Source organism: Nocardia sp. CA-135398, assembly GCF_050955845.1.
GTDB lineage: Bacteria > Actinomycetota > Actinomycetes > Mycobacteriales > Mycobacteriaceae > Nocardia.
On sequence record NZ_CP192084.1, the window covers coordinates 1,291,555 to 1,315,259 of the forward strand.

Genomic DNA, 23,705 nt, shown 5'->3' on the forward strand with positions numbered 1-23,705 from the left:
TTGATAGCATGGCCTTTCTGGCCGACCGGATGCGGGCAACGCCCCCGGGTTCACCTCGAAAGAGTCTTTCCATGCAGTTTGAAATCGTCGAGCGAGACGAAACGTGGGTTGCCGGGCTCCCGGTGCGCAGCCCGAAACGTGCGCTCGGGGAACTGCGGGACCACGACCTCGAGGCCGCGTGGGCGGCGGTACTGCATCAGGAACTCGGCGGTCAGCTGGCCAGCGCCTACACCGACTACTCCGGCGAGCTCGGCACCTACAACACCCAGATCGTCGGCTATGAGTGCGTGTCCTTCGACGAGGTCACCCGCGGTCACCTGGTGGCGCGGCTGCCGCGCGGCACCTATGCCAGATTCTCCTCGGTCGGTAACTTCCCGCAGGTGATGACCGACCTGTGGACGCAGATCGCCTATGCCGAGGAGCACAACCAGATCAGACGTACCTATACCGGCGATTTCGAGTGTTATCCGCACGCCTACAAGATCGATCTCTACCTGGCGGTCGAGGCGCGATGACCTATGCGATCGTGGTGCGCCGCGAGGCCATCTACGGCGGTCTGGTGGTGCCGCGGGTGCGTCCGAGCTTCAAGGTCAGCAATAGCGACCTGATCGAATTCCTCAAGGATCGGCTGCGCGACCGCGCGGGCGCGGACCAGCCGATGTACACGGTGTACGTGCCGGATCCGGCCGGAAACTACAACGCCGTCGTGTGTTTCGAGTACTCCGCTGCGGGCGCGGTTCCGGTCGGAGACGTACTGGTCAAGGTGCCCAAGGGTGTCTACGCTCGGTTCGAGCCGAACGGGGACTACCACGATCCGGTCGAGGATGTGTGGGCCCAGGTCGACGATGCGACGGCGTCTGCCGAGATCACCCGTGCGTATCGGGAGGAGATCGAGATCTGGCGCGGGCCGGAGTCGGTCGAGCTGTTCATCTCCATTCTGGTTTAAGTTTGCCATCCGTTAGCTGCGTCAGTACCGACTGGTCTCCATGATCTATTCGATGGCATGTTCGAGTGGTCTGACCTGCGGTAATTTGCCGTCAGGCAATTAGTTTTCGGAAGATTAACCACATATCTGGTCAAATATTGTCCTATGACGGATACTGCCCTAGGCAAACTCACCTGATCGGCGAGTCGTCTGGCGAGTCGGTCAGACCGGCTCGATGACCGTGCGGATGTGCGGTAGCAAACGGAGTAGGAACACCATGACTGTCGAAACAATCGCAGTCGGCCCCGGGGGCACACGCGATGCCGAGGTGTTGCGGTTTCGCGACATGCATTCCGGATATGTCTTTCATGTCGCTACTCCGCAGGCCCATCCCGATCTGTGGCGCCGTTATCTGCGCGGTGCGCTGCAGGTTTACCGGCACTACGGCGTTGATCACGCTTTGGAATACGACAGCGTTGTCGACGGCTGTTCGACGTCGTTGTTCTTCGCCGCCGTAGATCCGTCCGGCGTGGTCGTCGCGGGATTGCGGGCACAGGGACCCTACGGTGTGGCCGAGGAAGTGCACGCACTGCGCGCCTGGGCCGGTCAGCCCGGCGCCGCCGAGTTGCGGGCGATGGTTGCCGATCGGATACCGGAAGGTGTGGTCGAGGTGAAGGCGGTTTGGGTCGCCCGGGCCGCCGAGCATCGTGCCGCGCTCGCCGCTGCGGTCTCCCGCTGTGTCGTGCACGCCACTCGACTGCTCGATGCCAGGTTCGGGTTCGTCACCACTGCCACGCGAAATACCGGTCTGTACCGGTCGAGCGGTGGGTATGTCGCCGATCGGATCCCGGCCGTGCCCTATCCTGACGATCGCTATCGGACCATTCCGATGTGGTGGGATACCCGGACATATCGGTCATTAGCCACAAAATTGCAGAGTTCATTGACAGTGCTGGAGCGTGCGGCGCTCGATGCCTGGCTGTCGCCGCATGGTCGAGCGCCCTCGAGTGGACCAGGGATCGGAGGATTGGCGCAGGCATGAACGGTGACCTCACCGCGGACCACCGCCCGCTGATTCTCGATGAAAATGCCACAGCCGACGCGCAGATCCTCGTGCAATTACGGAAATCGCCGCAGGTCCGCATTCTCGATTTGCGTGATGTGCTGCGAGCCGAACTCGCCAAGGTGCGTCGGCCGCCACCGGATCTCGGCGGACCGGAGACGGACCGATGGGTCTATTACCCGTGGCGGCGCGCACTCGTCGGACTGCCCGGGGAAAAGACATTTCGGGCAATTCGCTTGGACCGCAACCAGAACAAGCTCACCCGCGCCGAACAGGAACGTTGCGCCGGTCTCGCGGTCGGCGTGGTCGGACAGAGCGTCGGGCACGCGGTCGCTTACGCCCTTGCCCAGGAAGGCACCTGCGGCCTATTGCGCCTGGCCGATTTCGACGATATCGAGCTGTCGAATCTGAACCGGGTGCCCGGTGGAATCTTCGATATCGGTGTGAACAAAGCGATTGTGACCGCGCGCCGGATCGCCGAACTCGATCCGTATCTGCCGATCGAGGTCGCCACCGCGGGCGTGGACGAGTCCACCGTCGACGCATTCCTGCACGGATTGTCGCTGGTCGTCGAGGAATGCGATTCGCTCGATATCAAGTTCGCCGTCCGGGAAGGCGCACGCCGACAACGCATTCCGCTGTTGATGGATACCAGCGATCGCGGCCTGCTCGATGTCGAGCGCTATGACCTGGAACCGGACCGTCCCTCGTTCCACGGTCTGCTCGGCGCGACCGTCGGCGCGGACCTACGCGGGTTGTCCACGAAAGACAAGGCGCCGCACGTCATGCGGATTCTCGATCCGAAGGAGCTATCGGCCCGGATGGCCGCGAGTCTGGTCGAAATCGACGAAACCGTGACGACCTGGCCGCAACTCGGCGGTGACGTCCAACTGGGCGCGGCCATCGTGGCGGCGGCGGTGCGCCGGATCGGGCTCGGTCAGAAGTTGTCCTCGGGCCGGACCCGGTTCGATCTGGAGCGTGGTCTCGACGAGCTGGCCGAACCGGAGCCGGTATGCGAGAAGGTCTCCGACGAATTTCCGGTGCCCGAAGGCGGTGTGCCGTATTCGGAGGGATCCGCCGTCGAGAAGGTGCTCGAATCCGCGCAGCGAGCACCGTCTGGCGGCAACACCCAACCGTGGTACCTGCGCGTCGACGGCGATGAGCTGCGCATCGATCTGGTCCGAACTCGCTCTTCAGCACTGGATATCGGCTATCGCGCCAGCGCGGTATCGATCGGCGCCGCGCTCTACAACGCCCGCGCGGCGGCCGCCGCGCACGGCATGCTCGGCGCGCACGAATTCATCGAGAACAACTCCACCCCATTTTCCGCGGTGCTGTATCTGGGCAACGGCACCGATCCCGCACTGGCCGCGGACTATCCGTACACGCTGACCCGCGAGACGAACCGACACCTCGGCGCGGGCGGGCCGCTGGCCGATCATGTGCTACCTGCCCTGGCCGCGACCGCCACCGACGCGTCGGTCCGTGCGATCACCGAACCCGATGAGCTCGCCGCGGCGGCCGCGCTGCTCGGTGAATCCGATCGCATCCGCTATCTGACCCCGCGCCTGCATCAGGAGATGTTCGGCGAACTGCGTTGGCCCGGTGAGGATCCGCGCACCGGGATCGATATCCGGAGTATGGAATTGGCCGCCGACGAGCAGGCCAAGATCCGAATCGGCGAGCGCTCGGATGTGATGGATCGGTTGCGCGAATGGTCCGGCGGCGCCGCGCTCGGCGAGTACACGCGCGACCGCGTGCTGTCGAGTTCGGCGGTGCTCGCGATAACTGTTCCGCGTCGATCCGGCGCAGAGTCGGTATCACTTGCCGACTACGCGCGCGGCGGCGCGGCCGTGCAGCGGGTCTGGATCGCGGCGCAACGGCTCGGTCTCGCGGTGCAACCGGTCTCGCCTTTGTTCCTTTATGCGCGGCACCCCGACGAGCTGAAAGGGATTTCCCCGGATTTCGCGGATACACTTACCTCACTTCAGGGCCGTTTCCTGGACCTGCTGGGAGTGCCTGGACATGAGATCATGGCATTGGTGCTTCGCCTGAGCTATGCGGCAGCAGCCACGGTCCGAAGCAGGCGGCTTCCAGTGCCGGGCGCGGGCAACCGCAGCTAGCGCGATCGGAGATAGGGTGCCTCGGCGAACGCTCGACTCATTGGTGACCCAGGTCGCCTCCGAGTTGATGGGCGTCGACGCCACAACGATGGTGGCGGCGAGTGAACGTGTGCTGGCCAGGTTGGTCGAGCATTTCGACGTCGATTTCAGCTACCTACGCCATACCGATAGAGAACAGCGGGCGACCGTGCTCATCGCGGAATGGCCGCACCGTGGTGACATTCCGGATCCGGACCCGCTGAAGATCGTGCATTTCGAGCACGCCGACTCGGTATTCCGGGAATTGGAACACGCCACCGAGCCGATCATCGTGCGGCCGACCCAGCAATCCGCCGATTATCAGGAGACGATCCGGCGCTCGTCGGGCATACCGCAGGTCGCTATGGCCGCGGTGCCGCTGTTGTCGCGTGGCGAGTCGACCGGCGTTTTGGGATTCATCAAACAGGGTGATCGGGATTGGAGCACCAGGGAACTGAATGTGCTCAAGGCGATCGCCGCACTCTTCGCCCAGTTGCAGGCGCGCGTGGTGGCCGAAGAGCGATTGCGCTATATCGCCCTGCACGACGATCTGACCGGGCTGGCGAACCGGCGGGCGCTGCTCGAACATATGGAGGAACGGCTCAGACAGGGCAGTCCCGGCCCGGTGGCCGCCTTCTTCCTCGATCTCGACCGGCTCAAAGCGCTCAACGATTTTCTCGGACATACCGCGGGGGACAACTTCATTCGCACGCTCTCCTCGCGACTGCGGGAGAATCTCGATCCCAATGACATGATCGCTCGACTCGGTGGCGACGAATTCGTCATCGTGCCCGCCAAACCGATGGATGCGGTGGCGGCCGAATTGGAGGCGACGCGGATCCAGCAGCTCATCGGACGGCGGGTCACCGTCGGTGGGGAATCGGTCAGCCGCGGCGCCAGCGTCGGTGTGGCGGTGGGTATTCCGGGGGAAACCACGGTCGCGGATGTGCTGCGCCGGGCGGATCACGCGCTGCTGTCGGCGAAATCGGGCGGTGGAAATGGCGTCGCGGTCTTCACCGACGCCATGCGCGCGCAATTCGAACTGCAAGACGATGTGGAGCTGAATCTGCGCGGCGCGGTCTCCGACGGGTCGTTGCTGCTGCACTATCAGCCAGAGGTCGATCTGCGCACCGGGCGGGTTGTTGCGTTGGAGGCGCTGGTGCGCTGGTTGCATCCGACCAGGGGGCTGCTGCCGCCCGGTGCGTTCGTCACCGTTGCCGAGGCCACCAATCTCGCGGGTGAGCTGGGGCGCTGGGTGATTCGCTCGGCCTGTGCGCAGTTCGCCGAATGGCGTAGGCGGGGGCTGGCGGCGAATGTGGTGATGCGGATAAATGTTTCGCCGGTTCAGCTGGTCAGCCTGGATTTCGTGGAGCGGATCGAGGATATTCTGCGGCTGTTCGGGATCGATGGCAGTTCGGTCTGCCTGGAGATCACCGAACACGTGGTCGTACAGGATCTGGCGCGCACCCAGGTCACGCTGCGCGGACTCAAGCGGATGGGTGTGCAGATCGCCATCGACGATTTCGGCACCGGATACAGCTCGCTCTCGCATCTGAAAGCGCTTCCGGTCGACGCGGTGAAGATCGACCGCGGCTTCGTGCAGCGGCTCGGTGCGAGCACCGACGATCTGGCGATCGTGAAATCGATTATCGGGTTGGCCGGGTCGTTCGGGCTCGGTGTGGTGGGGGAAGGCGTGGAGACGCCGGTGGCCGCGCGGACCCTGGTCGGGCTGGGTTGCTATCGGGCACAAGGTTTTTTGATCGCGCGGCCGATGCCCGCCGATGAGGTGGAGGCGCATCTGGCGGTCGGGCGAATTCCGCTGGACCTGGATCTGCCGCGGGCGGGCCGGGGTAGCACGCGCGCGTGACCGGTATATCCGGTCCGTGGCTGCTGATCGCAACGTTCGCCAGCTGTGCGCCGTCGCACCCGTTAGCAGGGTCTTTCACGGGAGTTCATGCGGTGTTGGGCGCATCGGTTCCGGGGGGAACCCGATTCGCTGCACGATCGGCGGTGTGCGCATCGTGCAACTGGCGAACTTCTACGGTCCGCGGTCTGGTGGGCTGCGCACCGCATTGCATCACCTCGGCGAGGGCTATGTGGCCGCCGGGCACGAGGTGGTGCTTATCGTGCCCGGACCACGCCGGACCGAGGAGATCCTGCCCACCGGTGCGGTGCGGATCACCCTGCCCGCCTTGGCGATTCCCTGGACCGGTGGTTATCGGGCGGCGGATCCACGCCGAGTGGCCGATGTGCTGGCCGGATTGCGCCCGGACGTGCTCGAGGTTTCGGATCGGCTGACGCTGCGCGGCTTCGGACGCTGGGCGCGCACCCGCGACGTGGCGAGTGTGATGATCTCGCACGAACGCCTCGACCGACTACTCGGCCAGATCATGCCGGGCCCGGTGGCCCGCCGATGTGCCGATATCGCCAATCGGCGCACCGCCGACGACTACGACATCGTCGTCTGCACAACGGAATTCGCGCGCGCGGAGTTCCTGCGCATCGACGCGCCCAATGTCGAACTGGTACCGCTCGGAGTGGATCTGGAGCTGTTCAGCCCGCGTCGCCGCGACTACCGTCTGCGCGCCGATCTGGGTGTGCCCGGACATCCGCTGCTGGTGCACTGCGGCAGATTGTCGATGGAGAAGCGGGTGGATCGCAGCATCGAAGCCATCGGTGCGCTGCGCAGAGCGGGCGTCGAGGCGCGGCTGGTCGTCGCGGGGGAGGGGCCGCGGCGCGAAGCCCTGGAGCGTCGGGCCCGCGCCTTGCCGCCGCTGACCGGTGGGCTGCCAGCGGTGCACTTCACCGGATTCATCACCGACCGGGCCATGGTGGCGAAACTGCTTGCCACCGCGGATGTTTCGCTCGCACCCGGTCCGCATGAAACCTTCGGCCTCGCCGCGCTCGAGGCTTTGGCCGCGGGTACGCCGGTCGTCGCCAGCCGGTCCTCGGCGCTCGCCGATATCGTTACCGCGGAATGCGGCGCGGTCGCCGCCGACCGCCCATCCGCCTTCGCTCAGGCCGTCACCGATGTGCTCGCGATGCCGACCGCCGGTCGTCGGAAGGCGGCGCGCAGCCGCGCGGAGCAGTTCACCTGGCCGCGGGCGGTGGCCGGGATGCTCGCAGTGCTCGGACGGTGACTCCGAGCGTCCCGCCGGACTCCTCGGCCCGGTTCGGCGGTAGTGGAGTCATCGCATACTCCGACGCCACACCGAGCGCACAGGTGATACTCACGGGAATGTCCGTGAAGGCAGCTCAGGGTGTGATTCGCGCGGCGGCGCGCTCACCGGTGCGGGTCACGGGGACGCGCACAGCATACGATCGGGGCGTGACCCAGGTGACCGACCAGCGCGTGACCGTAGCCGGGGCCGTGCCCTCTTGGTCGAGCCCCGCGCCCCTGCGTCCATCGCCCGACTTCGGGCCGCTCGACACAATGCAGGGGTGGGTGGTCACCGCGGTACTCACCGCGATCGCGGCGTTGACGCGCTTCATCATGTTGGACTATCCGACCGACGCCTACACCCCGGTCTTCGACGAGAAGCATTACGCGCCGCAGGCCTGGCAGATCCTCACCGGCGGCGGCGTCGAGGACAATCCCGCCTACGGACTGGTGGTGCATCCCCCGATCGGCAAACAGTTGATCGCGGTGGGCGAGTGGATGTTCGGCTACAACGGCTGGGGTTGGCGATTCAGCGCCGCGCTGGCGGGCACGATCCTGGTGCTGCTGGTCATCCGGATCGTGCGCCGGATGGCGCGCTCCACCATGGTCGGTGCGATCGCGGGCATTCTGCTGATCGCCGACGGACTCACCTTCGTCTCCTCGCGCATCGGCATGCTCGATATCTTCATGGCGCTGCTGGTCACCGCCGCATTCGGCTGTCTGATCGTGGACCGCGACGAGGTCAGGGCTCGAATCGCCGAGGTGGACTACGAGGGGCGGATCGATGCGAGCGAATGGGGTCCGCGACTAGGAGTGCGCTGGTGGCGTTTCGGCGCCGGGGTGCTGCTCGGACTCTGCTGCGGCACAAAGTGGTCCGGGATGTACTTCATCCTCGCGTTCGGGCTCATGAGCGTCTACTTCGATGTCTCCGCGCGGCGCGCCTATGGTGTGCGACGGCCCTGGGTCGGCACGGCGGTGCGCGATGTCGGGCCCGCGCTGTACTCGTTGGTGCTGATTCCGCTCGGGGTGTATCTGGCCAGCTACTGGGCCTGGTTCGCCAGTGAGGACGGTGTCTTCCGCTATGCGGTCGGCAATCAGGTCGGTCGGGACGGGCCGTGGTCGTTCCTGCCGAATGCGCTGCGCTCGCTGTGGTACTACAGCGGCGAAACACTGCGCTTCCACGAGGGTCTGACCAATTCCGCCGGTAACCATCACCCCTGGGAATCCAAGCCGTGGACCTGGCCGATGGGCCTGCGGCCGATGCTCTACTACTACGCCGACAGCGGTGTCACCGGCTGTGGTCAGACCCAGTGCGTGAAGGCCGTGATGCTCATCGGCACCCCGGCGATCTGGTGGATCGCCTTCCCGGTGCTCGGCTGGATGCTGTGGCGCGGTGTGGTCCGTCGCGATTGGCGCTATGCGGCGGTGCTCACCGGATACGGCGCCGGACTCATTCCCTGGTTCTTCACCCTCGATCGGCAGATGTACTACTTCTACGCCGTACCGCTGGCGCCGTTCCTGGTGATGGGGATCGCGCTGGTGTGTGGCGATATTCTCGGCCCGGCCCGATCGGTACGAATACCGCGCAGTCCGGCGGGCACCTATCTGCCCGCCGTACCCAGTGAACGGCGCAGCCTCGGACTGCTCGCGGTCTGTCTCTACCTCGGCTTGGTGATCGCGAATTTCATCTGGCTCTGGCCGATTCTGACCGCGCTGCCGATCACCCCCGGCAACTGGCACGACCACCTGTGGCTGCCCAGTTGGCGCTGATGACTAACTCTCCAGAGCCGATCTGAGGTACTGAAGTGCCGCATCGTCGTCGAGACCGAGCCGTCGGATGGTCGCGACGTAATCGGTCGCGGCGCGCCCTGCCAGATCTTTGGTCGGGTCACCCGAGGACGCGATGAAAGATCCTTGCCTGCCCCGGGTTTCGACTACCCCGTCGGCCTCGAGTTCGCGATAAGCCCGAGCGACCGTATTCGGCGCGAGCCCGAGTTGGGCGGCCAGAGCTCGCACCGTCGGGATCTTCGTCCCCGCCGTCAACTCGCCCGAGCGAACCTGCGCGATGACACCGAGCCGCAACTGCTCGTAGGGCGGAATCGACGAATCATGGGTCACGGTAATGGTGAACATCGCACGCTCACACGTCATCTCGGGACAGCGGGCAGGACATGCATCGCGGACCACCACGGCCGGAACCCAATTCGGAGCCCGGTATGCGCAGCACCTCGATGCCAGCATCCTCGAGCCGCGTATTGGTCATATTGTTGCGTTCGTAGGCGACGACCACGCCGGGCGCGAGCGCCAGGGTGTTATTGCCGTCGTCCCACTGCTCGCGTTCGGCGGTGACGCCATCGAGTCCGGTATCGATGACCCGCAGTTTGCCGATGCCCATCGCGTCCGCGGCCGCGGGCAGGAACGGCTCGGGGCCGCGCATACTCACCCGGGCCTGGTCGTTGCGTCCGCCATAGTCGTCTTCGCGGTGAATTGTGAACGCGCACAGCGAATCCCGCACGGCCGGATACATCACGATGGCATCGGTGTCGACCATGGTGCAGACGGTGTCCAGGTGCATGGTCGCGCGATTCTGAGCGATCGGGACGACCAGCACGGTGTGGGCGAGATCGTCGTCGAACAGACTGCGCGCCAACGCTTCCGCGCCCGCTGGCGAGGTGCGCTCGCCGACGCCGACCGCGACCACGCCCGGCGCGAGCAACAGCACATCGCCCCCTTCGATCGGCGCGGTATGCGATTCGTAGGCCCGCCGCACCCCGAGGAAGCGCGGGTGGAATGCGTAGATGAGATCGGTCAGCGAGGTCTCGCGCATCCGAGCGGGCAGCGCGAGCGAGGTGATCGCCACCCTCGGGCCGACCCAGAATGACGAATCCCTGGTGAACAGCAGATTCGGCAGCGGATCGATGACGAAATCCGCGCCGTGGTGCATGCGCCGCACCAGTGAAGTGTTGTCGCCTTCGAAGGGAAGCTCGTCGAAGGTCATCCCGGCCATCAGGATATTGGCCAGGTCCCTGGCTCGGACGCCGCGCAGGAAGGCCGCGAGCTCGTCGGCCAGCATATGTCCGAGTTTGCGCGCGTCGACGGCGCCGGAGATGCCCTGGATGCGGGCCGCACCGCTGACCGAGAGGGTTTCGGCGAGCAGATCGGCGAGCAGCAGCACCTCGACGCCGCGCTCGCGCAGCACACCGGAGAAGATGTCGTGCTCCTGCTGAGCCCGCTCGACCCACGGAATGCCGTCGAAGAGCAGTTGATCGTTATTGCGCGGGGTCAGCCGCCGCAATTCGTCGCCGGGCCGGTGCAGCAGCACCGTGCGCAGGGTCGCGACCTCGGAGGTGACCGCCAGTCGACCGCCCGGATCGCCGACACCATCGAACCCATCGTCCGCACCGCCATCCTGCCCCGCCCGCACCGCGTCTGCTCCCATGATCCGACCGTAGTTCGCCGAGGGCGTAAGAGCACGCAATTGGGTGTCGCCGATTCCGACTCCAGCGCACCCTAACCTGAAGTATTGTTCAGGTGAATGGAGGAGCGTGATGTCGACAACCGATTGGCGAGCGAAGGAGCTGACCCCCGGGCAGCTGTCCGAGCGTAGCGGAGTAGCGGTCTCCGCGTTGCACTTCTACGAACGCGAGGGTCTCATTTCGAGTCGTCGCACCAGTGGCAATCAACGCAGATACGCCCGCGAAACGCTGCGCCGCGTCGCCTTCATTCGCATCTCCCAGCGGGTCGGCATTCCATTGAGCGAAATCCGTGCCGCACTCGACAAACTCCCTGAGGGCCGAACCCCCACCCGGCGCGACTGGGAGACCCTGTCCACCGCATGGCAGGCCGACCTCGACGACCGCATCACCCAGCTGACTCGCCTGCGCGACAACCTGACCGGCTGCATCGGCTGCGGCTGCCTGTCTCTCGGCAGCTGCCGACTGGTCAACGAACACGACCGCCTCGGCGAACAGGGGCCCGGCGCTCGCGTGCTCGATGTGACGCTCAACTGCCCATCGAAGCCAGCAGCCTGCTGAACCGATCGCTGGTGCGGCGAATCACGAATTCGTAGGGGTAGGCGAATTTACGGGCCCACCAGTAGCCGAAGCGGATATCGAAGGAAGTGTAGACCAGGAACCGGTTGCGCTCGATGCCGCGAAGGATCTCCGCCGCAACATGTTCCGGCGATACGGCGTGCTTGGTGAATGCGGTGACGAGTCGCTTTATCTTCGGGTCTTCCCTGTCCACGCCGACCAGCTCGACGCTCTGTACCAGCGGTGTGTTCACCGCGCCGGGTACCACGAGGTGCACCGAAATGCCATGGCGCCGTAGGTCGAATCGCAAGACCTCGGAGACGCCGCGGATGCCGAATTTGCCCGCACTGTAGGCGGCATGCCATGGCAGCGCGAGGATTCCGGCCGCCGAGGAGACATTCACCAGGGCCCCACCGCGTTTCGCCCGGACCATCGGCGGCACGAAGTTCTCGATCACGTGGATAGGGCCCATCAGATTGACATCCACCATCTTGCGCCAGTGCCGGTGCTCGAGATTCTCCACGGTGCCCCAGGTGGAGGTGCCCGCGACATTCATGACGATATCGAGGCTGCCGAATTCGGCGTGCACGTCGGTGGCGAAGGCGGTGACCGCGTCGTAGTCGGTGATGTCCAGGGCCCGCGCTGTGAGCACGGTGCCGCCCGCCTCCTTGATGGTGCGAACCGTATCCTCGAGGCCCTCGGCATTGATATCGGTCAGCACCAGTTCGGCACCCGCGGCCGCGGAAGCCAGGGCGGTAGCCCGACCTATTCCGCTCGCCGCCCCGGTGACGAGCACCTTCGCATCCCGCACTGTCTTTCCGCGCCCAAAACCAAGCACACCGGATCCCATCTCGAATAAACCGAATCGGTTGCACGCAGGGTACGCGGCAACCGTCCCGTCCCGACGCCTGACTCGCTCATGGCTGATATGGGGAGTGCTGGATTGCGCCAGCGTCATAGCGCAGGAGCGCAGGAGCGCAGCTGCGCTGAAGGGCTCGATGCCGAGATCGACCAAACACGCGGCCGCATTGCGCTGATCGGTATGGCGGTGCAATCCAGGGCATATCGGGTCCGGTTGCCCTGTGCCGATACGCTGCGTTGGGAAAACGATGATGCGGTCGAGCGGACAGGAGTGGTGTGGCGGACCAGGTGGGGCGATTGGTGCTCGCGGCGACGCCGATGGGCGAGATCGGCGATGCCTCACAGCGGCTGCGCGAGGCGCTCGGATCCGCCGACATCGTCGCGGCCGAGGACACCAGGCGCACCCGTGCCCTCGCGAAGGCCCTGGACGTGGCGATCACCGGGCGGGTACTGCGCTTCGACGACCACGTGGAATCCGCGAAGATTCCGGCGCTGCTCGATGAGATCGAGGGCGGCAGCACGGTGCTGCTGGTGACCGACGCCGGTATGCCGTCGGTCAGCGATCCCGGCTATCGCATGGTGGTGGCCTGTGTCGAGCGTCAGCTGCCGGTCACCTGCCTGCCGGGACCGTCGGCGGTGACCACTGCCCTGGCACTGTCCGCGCTCCCGGTGGAGCGCTTCTGCTTCGACGGATTCGCACCGCGCAAATCCGGCCAGCGTCGAGAGTGGTTGCGCACCTTGCGCACCGAGCCGCGCGCCTGCGTCTTCTTCGAGGCCCCGCACCGGCTCGCCGATTGCCTGGCCGACGCGGTGGAGGTACTCGGTCCGGACCGGCGGGCCGCGGTCTGCCGGGAACTGACCAAGACCTACGAGGAGGTCGTGCGCGGCAACCTCGGCGAACTCGCCGCCTGGGCCGTCGATGGCGCGCGTGGTGAAATCACCGTCGTCCTCGAAGGCGCCCGACCCGTCGCGGCCGATCCCGCCGATCTGGTCGACGAGGTCGAATCGCTGACGGCCGAGGGGATTCGCCTCAAGGACGCGTGCGCCCAGGTGGCCGCCGAGACCGGCGTTTCCCGCCGCGAACTCTACGACGCGGTACTGACCGCGCGCCGCGACGGCGGTGACAGTTTCTAGCGCGACTCGCCGTCGCCGACACTTCCGGGCGGCCGGATGGGGAGTGTCATAGTGCTATCGGTCACGGGCGCGACGATGATCGGTGTCATGACCTCTTTGGAAAGCAAGGCGAAGGCGTTTCTCGAATTGCACGTGCCGGGCGATCCCGGTGTCTTTCCGACGGTATGGGATGCGTGGTCGGCGAATGTCGCTGTCGCGGCGGGATTTTCGGCGCTGACCCTGGGTAGTCATCCGGTCGCCGATTCGGTCGGGCGCAGCGATAAGGAAGGGATGGCATTCGCGGAACTGTTGACCCGCGTCCGGCAGATCACCGGCGCGGTCGATGTTCCGGTATCCGTCGATATCGAATCCGGTTACGGGCTCGGGCCCGCGCAGTTGATCGAAGGGCTGCTGGAGGCGGGCGCGATCGGCCTCAATATCGAGGACACGGTGCACAGCGAGGGCGGCCGCTTGCGCACGGCCGAAGAGCATGCCGACTTCGTTCGCGGATTGCGGCAATTCGCCGATGCGGCGGGCGTACACGTGGTCATCAATGCGCGCACCGACCTGTTCATGCGCCAGGACGGCGACGACAGCGACCGCGTCGACCGTGCCATCGCGCGCCTGCGGCTGGCCGCCGAGGCGGGCGCCGACTCACTGTTCCCGGCGGGTGCGCGAGCCGACGCCGATATCCGGCGGCTGACGAGTGAACTGCCGCGGCCGATCAGCATGGTCGCGGTGCCCGGCGAGTCCGATCGGGCCGTGCTCGCCGATCAGGGCGTCGGCCGGATCAGCTTCGGGCCCATGCTCCAGAGGGCGCTGACCGCCGAAATCGAACGGCTGCTCGACCGCTGGAAGTAGGCAATCGCGAAGAGCCCCCGACCTTCTCGTGAAGTTCGGGGGCTCTGTCGTGGGTGGGCTATTTCTTCGGCTCGACGTAGCGTGGGTAGACCGCGACCGGCTCCGGCAGCGGGGTGCCGGGGACCAGCGGTGTCGCGATATCGGCGAATGCCCGGTTCGGCGTGGCGAGCAGGTCGAGGATCTTGCCCGCGGATTCGGGCATGACCGGTTGCACCAGAATCGCCACGATGCGCAGCAGTTCGATGGTCACGTACAGCACGGTCGCCTCGCGGGCCAGCGACTCCTCGGTGCCGGTCTTGGCGAGCGCCCACGGCGCCTCCGCGGAGAAGTAGCGGTTGGCCTCACCGAGCGTCAGCCAGATCGCCTCCAACGCCAAATGCATTTGCTGCGTGTCGAATTCGGTGCGGCAGCGCTCCAGCAGACCGTTGGCGCGGTCGAGCAGGGCACGATCGGCCTCGGTGAATTCACCCGGCGTCGGCACCACGCCGCCGCAGTCGCGAGCCACCAGCTTCAGGCTGCGCTGCACCAGATTTCCGAATTCATTGGCCAGATCGGTATTGATCCGCCCGACGATCGCCTCGTGGCTGTAGCTGCCGTCCTGACCATAGGAGATCTCGCGCAGCAGGAAGAAACGCACCGCGTCGACGCCGTATTCGTCGACCAGCGCCAGCGGGTCGACCACATTGCCGACCGACTTGGACATCTTCTCGCCCTTGTTGTACAGGAACCCGTGCACGAAAACGCGTTTCGGCAATTCGATCCCGGCCGACATCAGGAACGCGGGCCAGTACACGGTGTGGAACCGGGTGATGTCCTTACCGATGATGTGTACGTCGGCAGGCCAGAACCGCTGGAACGCAACGGATTCCGTATTCGGGAAGCCCACGCCGGTGATGTAGTTGGTGAGCGCGTCCACCCAGACGTACATCACGTGATCGGGATGTCCGGGCACCGGCACACCCCAGTCGAAGGTGGTCCGCGAAATGGACAGGTCCTTCAGACCCGCCTTCACATAACTGACCATCTCGTTGCGAGCCGTTGCGGGCGCGATGAATTCGGGATGTTCGTCGTAGAGCGCGAGCAGCTTGTCCTGGTAGTTCGACAGCCGGAAGAAGTAGTTCGACTCCTCGGTCCAGGTGACCGGCGTCTTCGATTCGGTCGAGACCCGGGTGCCGTCCTCGAGCAGCGTCGTTTCTTCCTCGGTGTAGAACGCCTCGTCGCGCACCGAGTACCAACCCGAATAGTTGTCCAGGTAGATATCGCCGTTGGCGAGCATCCGCTCCCAGATCGCGGCGCTGGCCACCTGGTGGTCGTCATCGGTGGTGCGGATGAAGCGGTCGTAGGAGATGTCGAGCGTCTTGTCCATCGCCTCGAATACATCCGAGTTGCGCGCGGCGAGCTCCTCCACCGGCACCCCCTCGGCGACCGCGGTCTGCTGCATCTTCTGCCCGTGCTCATCGGTGCCGGTCATGAAGAAGACGTCATAACCGTCGAGCCGCTTGAAGCGGGCGAGGGCATCGGCCGAGATGTACTCGTACGCATGCCCGATGTGCGGCGCACCGTTCGGGTATGCGATGGCCGTTGTGATGTAGAAGGCGGGGCGGTCAGCTGCGCTCATACCTGCGCCTCGCTGACGCTCGGCTCCGGTATGACCGCACCGGCGGCTGTGTTGATCGATCGCTCGCTTCGCTCGCTCATGGTGCATCTACTGTAATGCGCGTGGATTCCGACGCTCACGTGAATATCCCCCGAGGCGATGACCGCCGTCGCGCGCCCGCGATCTGGTGTGCTGGAGTTCACCGATGAGTGCGAAACGGCCCGCGCCCGAGCTGCCGGAACCGCTCGCGCCGCTGGTAGACGCGCATACCCATCTTGATGCCTGCGGGGCAACCGATGCGGCGTCGACGGCGGTGATCGTGGACCGCGCGGCCTCGGTCGGCGTCGGCCAGGTGGTGACCGTTGCCGATGATCTGGCCGCGGCGCAGTGGGCCGTACAGGCCGCGAACTGGGATCGGCGGGTGTTCGCCGCCGTGGCGCTGCATCCGACCCGAGCGAATGCGCTCGACGAGGCGACCAAGACCGAACTGGAGCGCTTGGCCGCCGACCCGCGCGTCGTCGCGATCGGCGAAACCGGGCTGGATTACTACTGGCCGGGCAAGTTGGAGGGGTGCGCCGATATCGAGGATCAGGTCGAAGGCTTCCGCTGGCATATCGACCTGGCCAAACGGTTGCGCAAACCGCTGATGATCCACAACCGCGAGGCCGACCACGATCTGCTGACGGTATTGCTGGACGAAGGCGCGCCGGAAACCGTGATCTTCCACTGCTTTTCCTCGGACACCAATATGGCGATGTCGTGTGTGGCCGAGGGATACATCCTCAGCTTCTCCGGCACGGTGAGTTTCAAGAACGCGCACGAATTGCGCGAGGCCGCCAAGGTAGTGCCGGATGATCAGATCCTGGTCGAAACCGATGCGCCATATCTCACACCGCATCCATTCCGTGGCGCACCCAACGAATCGTATTGCCTGCCCTACACCGTGCGCGCCCTAGCGGAATTGCGCGAACAGGATCCGGCGGCTCTCGCCGAAATCACCACCGCCAATGCCCGCTGCGTCTACGGCGTCTGAAATCGCGCTCGGGCGAGCGGCTGGCAATTTCACCTGATCTTGTTTCACATTTGGCCGAGTAAGTGTGTCCTAGGTCACTTTGACCGGTACGTTTTGTGATTTACCTGCGGCGTCGATATTCGTTTGTGATATTGATACCCGCCGCTCGTAACACTACGGTTGTCGACCGCTGACCCCTTCGTTATCGTACTGTGACCATGTCTCCATTCACGAGGATCAACCAGTCCCGCTCGCCGCTGCTGTACGCGGCGGTCGCGGCGTTGCTGGTGACGCTGATCGTCGGTGCCGCGATGGCAATCGTGAACCGCAAGACGGTCACGGTCGTCGTGGACGGCGAGCAGATGACGCAGACCACCATGTCGCGCAATGTCAGCGGGGTGCTGAAGGCCGCTGGTTTCGATGTCAACGACCGCGACCTGGTCCGGCCCGCGCTGGCCGCGTCGATTACCGATGGTGCGACCATCACCTACAACCGGGCGCGTGAGGTCGCGATATCGCTGGACGGCAAGGCCGAGAAGGTGTGGTCCACCGGTCTGACCGCGGGTGACGTGGTCGACCAACTGCACCTGCCCCGCGAGGTATTCGTTTCCCCGGCCCGCAACGAGAGGTTGCCGCTCGAGGGCGCCGAGCTGCGGATCGCCACCCCGCGTTCGGTATCGCTGCTCGACGGCATCGGCAATCCGGTCGATGTTCGACTGGCCGCGCCGACCGTCGGTGAATTCCTCACCGCCGCGGGCATTCCGCTGATCGAGCAGGACACCGTCGAACCCGCGGCGACCACGCCGCTCACCGATGGGCTGCGGATCGTGGTGACCCGCCAGCGCGTCGAGAACAAGGTCGAGACGGTGCCGCTGGATCCGCCGGAGAATGTGATCGAGGATCCGACCATGAATATGAGCCGGACCGTGGTGGAGACCCCGGGTGCGCCCGGCGTGCAGGACGTGACGTTCGCGGTCACCATGGTCAATGGCCAGGAGGTCAGTCGGCGGCCCATCGCTTCCACTGTGAAGGTGACGGCGCAGCCGAAGACGGTCCGCAAGGGTGCCAAGCCCGGCACCGAGGTGCCGCCGGTGCGCGACGGCGATATCTGGGATGCGCTGGCCCGCTGCGAGTCGACCGGTAACTGGGGCATCAATACCGGCAACGGCTACTACGGCGGCATCCAATTCGACCAGGGCACCTGGGAGCGCCAGGGCGGTCTCAAGTACGCCCCGCGCGCCGACCTGGCCACCCGCGAAGAACAGATCGCCATCGCCGAAGTGACTCGGGCCCGGCAGGGTTGGGGCGCCTGGCCCGCCTGCACGAGCCGCCTGGGTATCGGCTGAGGGTCCGATGGTGTGCCGGTCGGTCGCGGATCGGCGTGGTTGATACGTTGTCGGACGTGTCCGAACCCGATATTTCCGCTCGTGGAAGCGCTGCTTTGCTCGGACCCGCCGAAGTGCGGGCGCTCGCCGAGCGACTCGGCGTGCGGCCGACCAAGCAGCTCGGACAGAACTTCGTACACGACGCCAATACGGTGCGGCGGATTGTCGCGGCGGCCGGGGTGGGGCGCGGGGATACCGTGCTCGAGGTCGGGCCGGGGCTCGGTTCGCTGACATTGGCGCTGCTCGATGTGGTGGATTCAGTTGTCGCCGTCGAGATCGATCCGGTGCTGGCCGAACATCTTCCGGTGACCGTCGCCGATCGCGCGCCGGAACTGGCCGGGCAGTTGACCGTCGTGGAAGCCGATGCGCTGCGCGTTCGCGCGGACAAACTGCCTGCGGCACCGACGGCGCTGGTGGCGAATCTGCCCTACAACGTCGCCGTGCCGGTGCTGCTGCACCTGCTCGCCGAATTGCCCAGCATCACAACCTCATTGGTGATGGTGCAGGCGGAGGTCGCGGACCGTCTCGCCGCCGAGCCGGGCAGTCGCATCTACGGCGTGCCGAGCGTCAAGGCGGGTTTCTTCGGTACTGTGCGCCGCGCTGGTGCGGTAGGCACCCAGGTGTTCTGGCCGGTGCCGCGGGTGGACTCCGGCCTGGTCCGCGTCGAGCGCTACGCCGAACCGCCCTGGCCGATGGACGAGGCACATCGCCGCCGCGTCTTCGCGGTCGTCGATGCCGCCTTCGCCCAGCGCCGCAAAACCCTCCGCGCCGCCCTCGGCAACTGGGCCGGTTCTCCCGCCGAAGCCGAACGCCGCTTGGTCGCCGCTGGCATCGATCCGACCGCTCGCGGCGAAACCCTCGACACCGCAGCCTTTGTCCGTCTGGCCGATCAGACGTAACTTGCATCGGCCGCGCTGTGGCCGTTACGTCGGACTGGTCGGTTTCTGTTGCGGGTGAGGCGGGATCGTGCACCGCGTTGTTCACCCGGTTCGCTTGCTGGGGCGGCGCAGTAGCGAAACGGATTGTGGATAACCAACTTTTGTCTTGTCGGTCGCGAAACCTCGTCCATGCGCTTCGGCAATCAACTGGCGCGTGTTGCCATGCGCCGCGTTTTCGCCGAAAGCGCAGGTCATCACGCCGAATGCCCGCTCGGGCACGGGCTGGTCGGCGCCTGCGGTCATGGGTGACCGTCACCCGAATGGTGTCCACCATCGGATGTGGATGGCGCTGTGGATGATTCGACGCGCGCGGTGAACTCAGCGGTAGGTACGACACCGTCGTGCGAGAAGTCTAGATACCGCCGAAATGTGCCCGCACTCGGGGTCTGGGCATAGAAGTCGACCTCCGAACCCGCTGGGGTGCGACCGATTTCGCCCTGCGGATGAACGTGCAGGTAGGCGTCGATCTACCGGGTGCCGGTTCGTCCATGGTCGGATGCGCGTGCCGATAGCCGGTGGTGGCCGAGCGGACCACGATCAGGTCCAGCTTCTTGTCGTGCTGGGTGGTGAATCGCGTGACCGGAGCGCGGTCCGGTGATCCGAAAACGCAGAGCCCCGACTCGATTCGGGTGCGCCCAGGGGTACCCGGATCGTGAATCCGACAGCCCGCTGTCCTGTTCGGTATGCGCCATCGCGCCGTGGTCCGGTGTCGAGTCGGTCGGATCGCCCACCAGGGCGCCGATACCGAGCGCGACACCGGACAGCGCGGCGAGACCGCCGCCGACCGCGGCGAATCTCGGCCGGACCTGATCAGACGGCGACCTCGTATCCCGCCTCGTCCACGGCGGCGACGATGGCGGCGTCGGCGAGCGGTGCGGTGCTGTCCACCCGGACCGCGCCGCTGGCGAGGTCGACGTCCACGCTGGTCACGCCATCGATCTTGCCGATCTCCGTCTTGACCGAGTTGGCGCAATGTCCGCAGGTCATCCCCGTGACGGTGTAGGTGCTCGTGGCCATCTCCGACTCCTTCGCTCGCATTCGATTATACGGTGCAGGGGTATCCCCGACAGGAACGAACATACCCCCCGTGGGTATTGAGCGCAAGTGCGTAGTCGCCACCTCGTTCCGGAGATTCCGTTGACTAGTCGCTCCGAAGGTTCGGTTGGTTCCCGATAACGCCGAATCAGCCGCGGACGGCGGAAGCCCAACCGCGCATGGCCATTTCGGCAACCCGCTCCAGTTCGGCGGAACTCGCGCCGTCCCGAGCTGCCTGTGACATGCCCTGCATGACGGTGCCGACATACCGCGCGAGGGTGGCCGCGTCGGCGCCCGGCGGCAATAAGCCCGCGTCGATATCCGCTTGGATGCGCTCGGCGAAGGCTGCCACATTCCGATTGCGAAGCGCGCGCAGCATGTCGGCGATCTCGGTGCTGGTGGTATTGAGTCCCGCGCTGATCACCAGGCAGCCGTGCGGGCAGTCGGGCCGGGTGTACTCCTTCGCCGCCTCGCGCAGGATGCGGCGCACCACGGCTTCGGCGGTCGGCTCCTCGGCGAGCGCGCGCGGGATGAAACTGCCGTAGCGCGTGCCGAAGACCTGCACCACCTCGTTGAACAGCGTCGCCTTATCGCCGAATGCGGCATACAGGCTCGGCGCGCCGATGCCCATCGCCGCGGTCAGATCGCCGATCGAGGTCGCCTCGTAACCGCGCGCCCAGAACAGCCGCAGCGCCTTTTCCAGCGCGGCATCGCGGTCGAACGAGCGGGGGCGTCCCCTGGTCGGTGCGCTCATGTCGACATTTTATAGCGCTCACTAGAGAATGTGCTAACGTCCTTTCTGTAGTGACCGCTAGAGAAAGGAACCCGTCATGGGTGCACAGCTGCAAACCGCCCGGCTCGACGGCAAGACCGCGCTGGTCACCGGCGCGAGCCGCGGCATCGGCCGGGCCATCGCGGAGCGGCTCGGCCGGGACGGGGCGCGGGTCGCCGTGCACTACAACGGCAATGAGCAGGCGGCGAAGGAAACCGTCGCCGCCATCGAGGCGGCAGGTGGTTCGGCTTTCGCGATCACGGCCGAACTCGGCGTACCCGGCGATGCCGCGGCGCTGTGGGCCGCATTCGACGCACAGGCCGACGGCGTGGACGTCATCGTCAATAATGCGGGCATCGATGGCATCCGCGAACCGATCGGCGGCACCGATGAGGCCGCCTTCGACCGGGTCTTCGCGGTCAATGCGAAGGCGCCGTTCTTCGTCACCAAGCTTGGGCTGGATCGACTGCGCGACGGCGGCCGCATCGTCAATATCTCCACCGGCCTCACGCACGGCGCGAGAATGCCGCAACTGATCGCCTACACGATGACCAAGGGTGCGATCGACACCTTCACCCAAACGCTGGCAAAGGAACTCGGCGCCCGCGGCATCACCGTCAATGCCGTGGCTCCGGGTGTGATCGATACCGATATGAACGCCAACTGGTTGCGCAATGCCGAGACCGAGGCGTTGGTGGCGGGTTGGTCGCCGCTGAATCGCGTCGGCCGACCCGGTGATATCGCGGATATCACCGCCTTCCTCGCCTCCGACGATTCGCGGTGGGTCACCGGGCAGTGGATCGATGCCACCGGCGGGGCCTTGTTGTAACCGTCCGACGCATGGGCGGTGAATGTCTCATCTCGAGCTGAGCACCTGTCGTACCCACGGGATAGGCTTGAGCACCGTGTTGTCAGTTGTGCCAAGTCCCGTCATCGTGCGCGCGCCGTCCAAGGTGAATCTCCACCTAGGCGTCGGTGACGTGCGCGCGGATGGCTATCACGATCTGACCACGGTGTTCCAAGCCCTCTCGCTCAGCGATGATCTGGAACTCGCACCTGCCGCCTCGCTGACCGTGCGGGTCAGCGGTGAGGGCGCCGACGATGTGCCCACCGACCGCACCAATCTGGTGTGGAAGGCCGCCGTGCGGGTCGCGCATCTGGCGGGCCGCGCGCCGCTGGTGGAAATCGCCATCAACAAGGGCATTCCGGTGGCCGGTGGCATGGCGGGCGGGAGTGCGGATGCCGCCGCCGCGCTGGTGGGATTGAACGAACTCTGGGACGTCGGGCTGACCCGTGACGAATTGTTCGCGATCGCAACCGAACTCGGCAGCGATGTGCCGTTCGCATTGCACGGCGGAACGGCGCTCGGTACGGGCCGGGGTGAGCGGCTGCTTCCGGTGTTGTCCCGCAATACCTTTCACTGGGTGCTCGCACTGGCCAAGGGCGGATTGTCCACACCCGCCGTCTTCGCCGAACTCGACCGACTACGCGAGATCGGCAGTCCGCCCCGGCTCGGTGAGCCGCAGGCGCTGATGCAGGCGCTGGCCTCCGGTGACCCGAAACAGCTTGCGCCCCTGCTCGGTAACGATCTTCAGGCGGCTGCCCTGTCGCTGAAGCCCGAGTTGCGGCGGACCTTGCGCGCGGGCGTCGGAGCCGGAGCGCTTGCCGGGCTGGTCTCCGGCTCCGGCCCGACCTGCGCATTCCTATGCGACAGCGATGACGGCGCGGTGGCGGTCGCGGCCGAGCTCGCGGGTGCTGGTGTATGCCGCAGCGTGCGGACGGCCAGCGGACCGGTATCCGGCGCGCGGGTCATCAGCAGCGACATGCCTGGCAAGCGCTGACGTTTCGCCGGTTATCCGATGACGTCGGCGAGGCGGTCCACCTGGTCGGCATCGCGGCCGTAGCAGTAGAGCATGACCTCATCGGCGCCGAGATCCTCGAATTGGCCGATGGCCGTGCGGATCTCGGCGGGTGTGGTGAGCATTCCGGCGAGCATGAAGTCGGCGCGACCGCTGAATTCGTAGTAGGCGCCCATCGAGGCGCGGGCGTCGTCGATCAGATCGGGTGCGCCGAGCGCGACATTGACCTGGGCGACAATGCGGGGCTCGCCGTCGCGGCCGTGTTCCTTCCATGAGCGGCGAGCGGTGTCGAAGAGGCCACCGGCCCACGAGGGTCCGGCGGCGGCGAGAAAGCCGCCAGCCCAACGGCCCACACGATCGATGGCGGCGGGCTGGAAGCCGCCGAAGAGCAGTTCGGGTCCCTCGGGACGCAGCGGTGCGGGACCGATCGGTCCGCAGTCGGTGCTGTACGGCTGGCCGGACCACAGGCGGCGCATGATCGCCAACTGTTCGTCCAGGCGACGGCCACGCGAGCGCAACTCGGTGCCGGAGGCGATGTGATCGTCCGCGCGACCACCGACACCGAGACCGAGCACCAGGCGGCCGCCGGACATGCGATCGAGGGTGGCGGCCTGCTTGGCGAGCAGCGTCGGCTCGCGCAGCGGCGCGATGAGCACCTCGGTCTGCACCTTGATGCGGCTGGTGGCACCGGCGATCATGCCGAGCGCGACCAGTGGTTCGGGATTGTCGTAGACGAGCCGATCGAGCAGGCCGAGCGTGGAGAACGGGCCAGCATCGGCGCGGCGGGCCCAGTCGAGCAGGGCGGCGGGATCGGAAATGGGCAGACCGAGTCCGACGTGCATGAGAACCTCCAGGTAAGGGGTAATTGAAACCGTGCCGCCCCACTCACCTCGCACCGAGGCGGGGCTCCCATTCTGCGGCTGTGTCTCAGGAGCGCCGTAACATTGTTCGT

Annotated in this window: 23 protein-coding genes; 15 read left to right on the plus strand and 8 right to left on the minus strand. The window is 65.9% G+C overall.

The genetic code is table 11. The features are described 5' to 3' along the window. Positions 1 to 71: 71 nt before the first annotated feature. The 7 genes from ACQP1T_RS05800 to ACQP1T_RS05830 all read left to right on the plus strand — a co-directional run bounded on the left by ACQP1T_RS05800 (position 72) and on the right by ACQP1T_RS05830 (position 9,059). Complete coding sequence (locus ACQP1T_RS05800) at positions 72 to 515, plus strand: GyrI-like domain-containing protein (RefSeq protein WP_433758900.1); 444 nt, start codon at positions 72 to 74, stop codon at positions 513 to 515. Beyond that, complete coding sequence (locus ACQP1T_RS05805; protein ID WP_433758901.1) at positions 512 to 946, plus strand: effector binding domain-containing protein; 435 nt, start codon at positions 512 to 514, stop codon at positions 944 to 946. Before ACQP1T_RS05800 ends, ACQP1T_RS05805 begins: the two co-directional genes overlap by 4 nt. A gap of 256 nt (positions 947 to 1,202) precedes the next feature. Continuing rightward, positions 1,203 to 1,967 carry a hypothetical protein gene (locus tag ACQP1T_RS05810; RefSeq protein WP_433758902.1) on the plus strand — a complete coding sequence of 255 codons (765 nt, stop codon included), beginning with the start codon at positions 1,203 to 1,205 and terminating at the stop codon, positions 1,965 to 1,967. Then, entirely contained in the window at positions 1,964 to 4,111 is a 2,148-nt protein-coding gene (locus tag ACQP1T_RS05815; RefSeq protein WP_433758903.1) for an Rv1355c family protein, read from the plus strand. The genes ACQP1T_RS05810 and ACQP1T_RS05815 overlap by 4 nt, the downstream gene beginning before the upstream one ends. Positions 4,112 to 4,178: 67 nt before the next feature. Continuing rightward, positions 4,179 to 5,996, plus strand: coding sequence for a putative bifunctional diguanylate cyclase/phosphodiesterase (locus ACQP1T_RS05820; protein ID WP_433761995.1), 1,818 nt, complete (start codon positions 4,179 to 4,181; stop codon positions 5,994 to 5,996). A gap of 145 nt (positions 5,997 to 6,141) precedes the next feature. Continuing rightward, positions 6,142 to 7,269, plus strand: coding sequence for a glycosyltransferase (locus tag ACQP1T_RS05825; RefSeq protein WP_433758904.1), 1,128 nt, complete (start codon positions 6,142 to 6,144; stop codon positions 7,267 to 7,269). A gap of 188 nt (positions 7,270 to 7,457) precedes the next feature. Beyond that, positions 7,458 to 9,059, plus strand: a complete 1,602-nt coding sequence (locus ACQP1T_RS05830) for a dolichyl-phosphate-mannose--protein mannosyltransferase (RefSeq protein ID WP_433758905.1) — start codon at positions 7,458 to 7,460, stop codon at positions 9,057 to 9,059. Between the two features lie 3 nt (positions 9,060 to 9,062). Here ACQP1T_RS05830 and ACQP1T_RS05835 read toward each other — a convergent pair whose 3' ends face one another. Continuing rightward, entirely contained in the window at positions 9,063 to 9,422 is a 360-nt protein-coding gene (locus tag ACQP1T_RS05835; protein WP_433761996.1) for a GntR family transcriptional regulator, read from the minus strand. Between the two features lie 7 nt (positions 9,423 to 9,429). Next, positions 9,430 to 10,728, minus strand: coding sequence for an arginine deiminase (gene arcA / locus ACQP1T_RS05840; protein ID WP_433758906.1), 1,299 nt, complete (start codon positions 10,726 to 10,728; stop codon positions 9,430 to 9,432). Positions 10,729 to 10,837: 109 nt separating this feature from the next. Here arcA and soxR point away from each other — a divergent pair, with 109 nt between their 5' ends. Then, entirely contained in the window at positions 10,838 to 11,323 is a 486-nt protein-coding gene (gene soxR / locus ACQP1T_RS05845) for a redox-sensitive transcriptional activator SoxR (protein ID WP_040695381.1), read from the plus strand. On the opposite strand, the gene ACQP1T_RS05850 is transcribed toward soxR, so the two are convergent. Continuing rightward, positions 11,292 to 12,170, minus strand: coding sequence for an SDR family oxidoreductase (locus ACQP1T_RS05850; protein ID WP_433758907.1), 879 nt, complete (start codon positions 12,168 to 12,170; stop codon positions 11,292 to 11,294). The two genes, soxR and ACQP1T_RS05850, sit on opposite strands and share 32 nt — an antisense overlap. A 287-nt stretch (positions 12,171 to 12,457) precedes the next feature. Between ACQP1T_RS05850 and rsmI the strand changes: the two genes are divergently transcribed. Together rsmI and ACQP1T_RS05860 are read left to right on the plus strand one after the other, a co-directional pair. After that, positions 12,458 to 13,315 (plus strand): 16S rRNA (cytidine(1402)-2'-O)-methyltransferase, encoded by an 858-nt coding sequence (gene rsmI / locus ACQP1T_RS05855; RefSeq protein WP_433758908.1) that lies wholly within the window; start codon positions 12,458 to 12,460, stop codon positions 13,313 to 13,315. A gap of 87 nt (positions 13,316 to 13,402) precedes the next feature. Next, positions 13,403 to 14,155: an isocitrate lyase/PEP mutase family protein gene (locus ACQP1T_RS05860; protein ID WP_433758909.1), complete on the plus strand. Its 753-nt coding sequence runs from the start codon at positions 13,403 to 13,405 to the stop codon at positions 14,153 to 14,155. 58 nt (positions 14,156 to 14,213) lie between these two features. Here ACQP1T_RS05860 and metG read toward each other — a convergent pair whose 3' ends face one another. Then, positions 14,214 to 15,773: a methionine--tRNA ligase gene (gene metG, locus ACQP1T_RS05865; RefSeq protein ID WP_433758910.1), complete on the minus strand. Its 1,560-nt coding sequence runs from the start codon at positions 15,771 to 15,773 to the stop codon at positions 14,214 to 14,216. 184 nt (positions 15,774 to 15,957) lie between these two features. Here metG and ACQP1T_RS05870 point away from each other — a divergent pair, with 184 nt between their 5' ends. From ACQP1T_RS05870 to rsmA, 3 genes are all read left to right on the plus strand, one after another. Continuing rightward, positions 15,958 to 16,785, plus strand: a complete 828-nt coding sequence (locus ACQP1T_RS05870) for a TatD family hydrolase (RefSeq protein ID WP_433758911.1) — start codon at positions 15,958 to 15,960, stop codon at positions 16,783 to 16,785. 197 nt (positions 16,786 to 16,982) lie between these two features. Then, positions 16,983 to 18,110: a transglycosylase family protein gene (locus tag ACQP1T_RS05875; protein WP_433758912.1), complete on the plus strand. Its 1,128-nt coding sequence runs from the start codon at positions 16,983 to 16,985 to the stop codon at positions 18,108 to 18,110. 56 nt (positions 18,111 to 18,166) lie between these two features. After that, complete coding sequence (gene rsmA / locus ACQP1T_RS05880) at positions 18,167 to 19,048, plus strand: 16S rRNA (adenine(1518)-N(6)/adenine(1519)-N(6))-dimethyltransferase RsmA (RefSeq protein WP_433758913.1); 882 nt, start codon at positions 18,167 to 18,169, stop codon at positions 19,046 to 19,048. Between the two features lie 81 nt (positions 19,049 to 19,129). Here the strand turns inward: rsmA and ACQP1T_RS05885 are convergent, their stop codons facing one another. The 3 genes from ACQP1T_RS05885 to ACQP1T_RS05895 all read right to left on the minus strand — a co-directional run bounded on the left by ACQP1T_RS05885 (position 19,130) and on the right by ACQP1T_RS05895 (position 20,876). Next, positions 19,130 to 19,330: a hypothetical protein gene (locus ACQP1T_RS05885; protein WP_433758914.1), complete on the minus strand. Its 201-nt coding sequence runs from the start codon at positions 19,328 to 19,330 to the stop codon at positions 19,130 to 19,132. A gap of 567 nt (positions 19,331 to 19,897) precedes the next feature. After that, positions 19,898 to 20,104, minus strand: coding sequence for a heavy-metal-associated domain-containing protein (locus ACQP1T_RS05890; RefSeq protein WP_433758915.1), 207 nt, complete (start codon positions 20,102 to 20,104; stop codon positions 19,898 to 19,900). 166 nt (positions 20,105 to 20,270) lie between these two features. Next, on the minus strand, positions 20,271 to 20,876 hold the full coding sequence (locus ACQP1T_RS05895; protein ID WP_433758916.1) for a TetR/AcrR family transcriptional regulator: 606 nt from the start codon (positions 20,874 to 20,876) through the stop codon (positions 20,271 to 20,273). 76 nt (positions 20,877 to 20,952) lie between these two features. Between ACQP1T_RS05895 and ACQP1T_RS05900 the strand changes: the two genes are divergently transcribed. Both ACQP1T_RS05900 and ACQP1T_RS05905 read left to right on the plus strand, forming a co-directional pair. Further along, positions 20,953 to 21,723, plus strand: coding sequence for an SDR family oxidoreductase (locus tag ACQP1T_RS05900; protein WP_433758917.1), 771 nt, complete (start codon positions 20,953 to 20,955; stop codon positions 21,721 to 21,723). A 76-nt stretch (positions 21,724 to 21,799) separates the two neighbouring features. Next, positions 21,800 to 22,735: a 4-(cytidine 5'-diphospho)-2-C-methyl-D-erythritol kinase gene (locus ACQP1T_RS05905; RefSeq protein WP_433758918.1), complete on the plus strand. Its 936-nt coding sequence runs from the start codon at positions 21,800 to 21,802 to the stop codon at positions 22,733 to 22,735. Positions 22,736 to 22,746: 11 nt separating this feature from the next. Here ACQP1T_RS05905 and ACQP1T_RS05910 read toward each other — a convergent pair whose 3' ends face one another. Then, positions 22,747 to 23,595 carry an LLM class flavin-dependent oxidoreductase gene (locus tag ACQP1T_RS05910; RefSeq protein ID WP_433758919.1) on the minus strand — a complete coding sequence of 283 codons (849 nt, stop codon included), beginning with the start codon at positions 23,593 to 23,595 and terminating at the stop codon, positions 22,747 to 22,749. Positions 23,596 to 23,705: the final 110 nt, after the last annotated feature.

What these genes read in the sequence shown, in the direction of transcription:
- metG (WP_433758910.1), bottom strand. Translation starts at nt 15,773, where the DNA reads ATGAGCGCAGCTGACCGCCCCGCCTTCTACATCACAACGGCCATCGCA.
- ACQP1T_RS05885 (WP_433758914.1), bottom strand. Translation starts at nt 19,330, where the DNA reads ATGACCGCAGGCGCCGACCAGCCCGTGCCCGAGCGGGCATTCGGCGTG.
- ACQP1T_RS05810 (WP_433758902.1), top strand. Translation starts at nt 1,203, where the DNA reads ATGACTGTCGAAACAATCGCAGTCGGCCCCGGGGGCACACGCGATGCC.
- ACQP1T_RS05860 (WP_433758909.1), top strand. Translation starts at nt 13,403, where the DNA reads ATGACCTCTTTGGAAAGCAAGGCGAAGGCGTTTCTCGAATTGCACGTG.
- soxR (WP_040695381.1), top strand. Translation starts at nt 10,838, where the DNA reads ATGTCGACAACCGATTGGCGAGCGAAGGAGCTGACCCCCGGGCAGCTG.
- ACQP1T_RS05850 (WP_433758907.1), bottom strand. Translation starts at nt 12,170, where the DNA reads ATGGGATCCGGTGTGCTTGGTTTTGGGCGCGGAAAGACAGTGCGGGAT.
- ACQP1T_RS05875 (WP_433758912.1), top strand. Translation starts at nt 16,983, where the DNA reads ATGTCTCCATTCACGAGGATCAACCAGTCCCGCTCGCCGCTGCTGTAC.
- ACQP1T_RS05820 (WP_433761995.1), top strand. Translation starts at nt 4,179, where the DNA reads ATGGGCGTCGACGCCACAACGATGGTGGCGGCGAGTGAACGTGTGCTG.
- arcA (WP_433758906.1), bottom strand. Translation starts at nt 10,728, where the DNA reads ATGGGAGCAGACGCGGTGCGGGCGGGGCAGGATGGCGGTGCGGACGAT.
- ACQP1T_RS05815 (WP_433758903.1), top strand. Translation starts at nt 1,964, where the DNA reads ATGAACGGTGACCTCACCGCGGACCACCGCCCGCTGATTCTCGATGAA.
- ACQP1T_RS05890 (WP_433758915.1), bottom strand. Translation starts at nt 20,104, where the DNA reads ATGGCCACGAGCACCTACACCGTCACGGGGATGACCTGCGGACATTGC.
- ACQP1T_RS05870 (WP_433758911.1), top strand. Translation starts at nt 15,958, where the DNA reads ATGAGTGCGAAACGGCCCGCGCCCGAGCTGCCGGAACCGCTCGCGCCG.
- ACQP1T_RS05910 (WP_433758919.1), bottom strand. Translation starts at nt 23,595, where the DNA reads ATGCACGTCGGACTCGGTCTGCCCATTTCCGATCCCGCCGCCCTGCTC.
- ACQP1T_RS05900 (WP_433758917.1), top strand. Translation starts at nt 20,953, where the DNA reads ATGGGTGCACAGCTGCAAACCGCCCGGCTCGACGGCAAGACCGCGCTG.
- ACQP1T_RS05805 (WP_433758901.1), top strand. Translation starts at nt 512, where the DNA reads ATGACCTATGCGATCGTGGTGCGCCGCGAGGCCATCTACGGCGGTCTG.
- ACQP1T_RS05895 (WP_433758916.1), bottom strand. Translation starts at nt 20,876, where the DNA reads ATGAGCGCACCGACCAGGGGACGCCCCCGCTCGTTCGACCGCGATGCC.
- ACQP1T_RS05835 (WP_433761996.1), bottom strand. Translation starts at nt 9,422, where the DNA reads ATGTTCACCATTACCGTGACCCATGATTCGTCGATTCCGCCCTACGAG.
- ACQP1T_RS05800 (WP_433758900.1), top strand. Translation starts at nt 72, where the DNA reads ATGCAGTTTGAAATCGTCGAGCGAGACGAAACGTGGGTTGCCGGGCTC.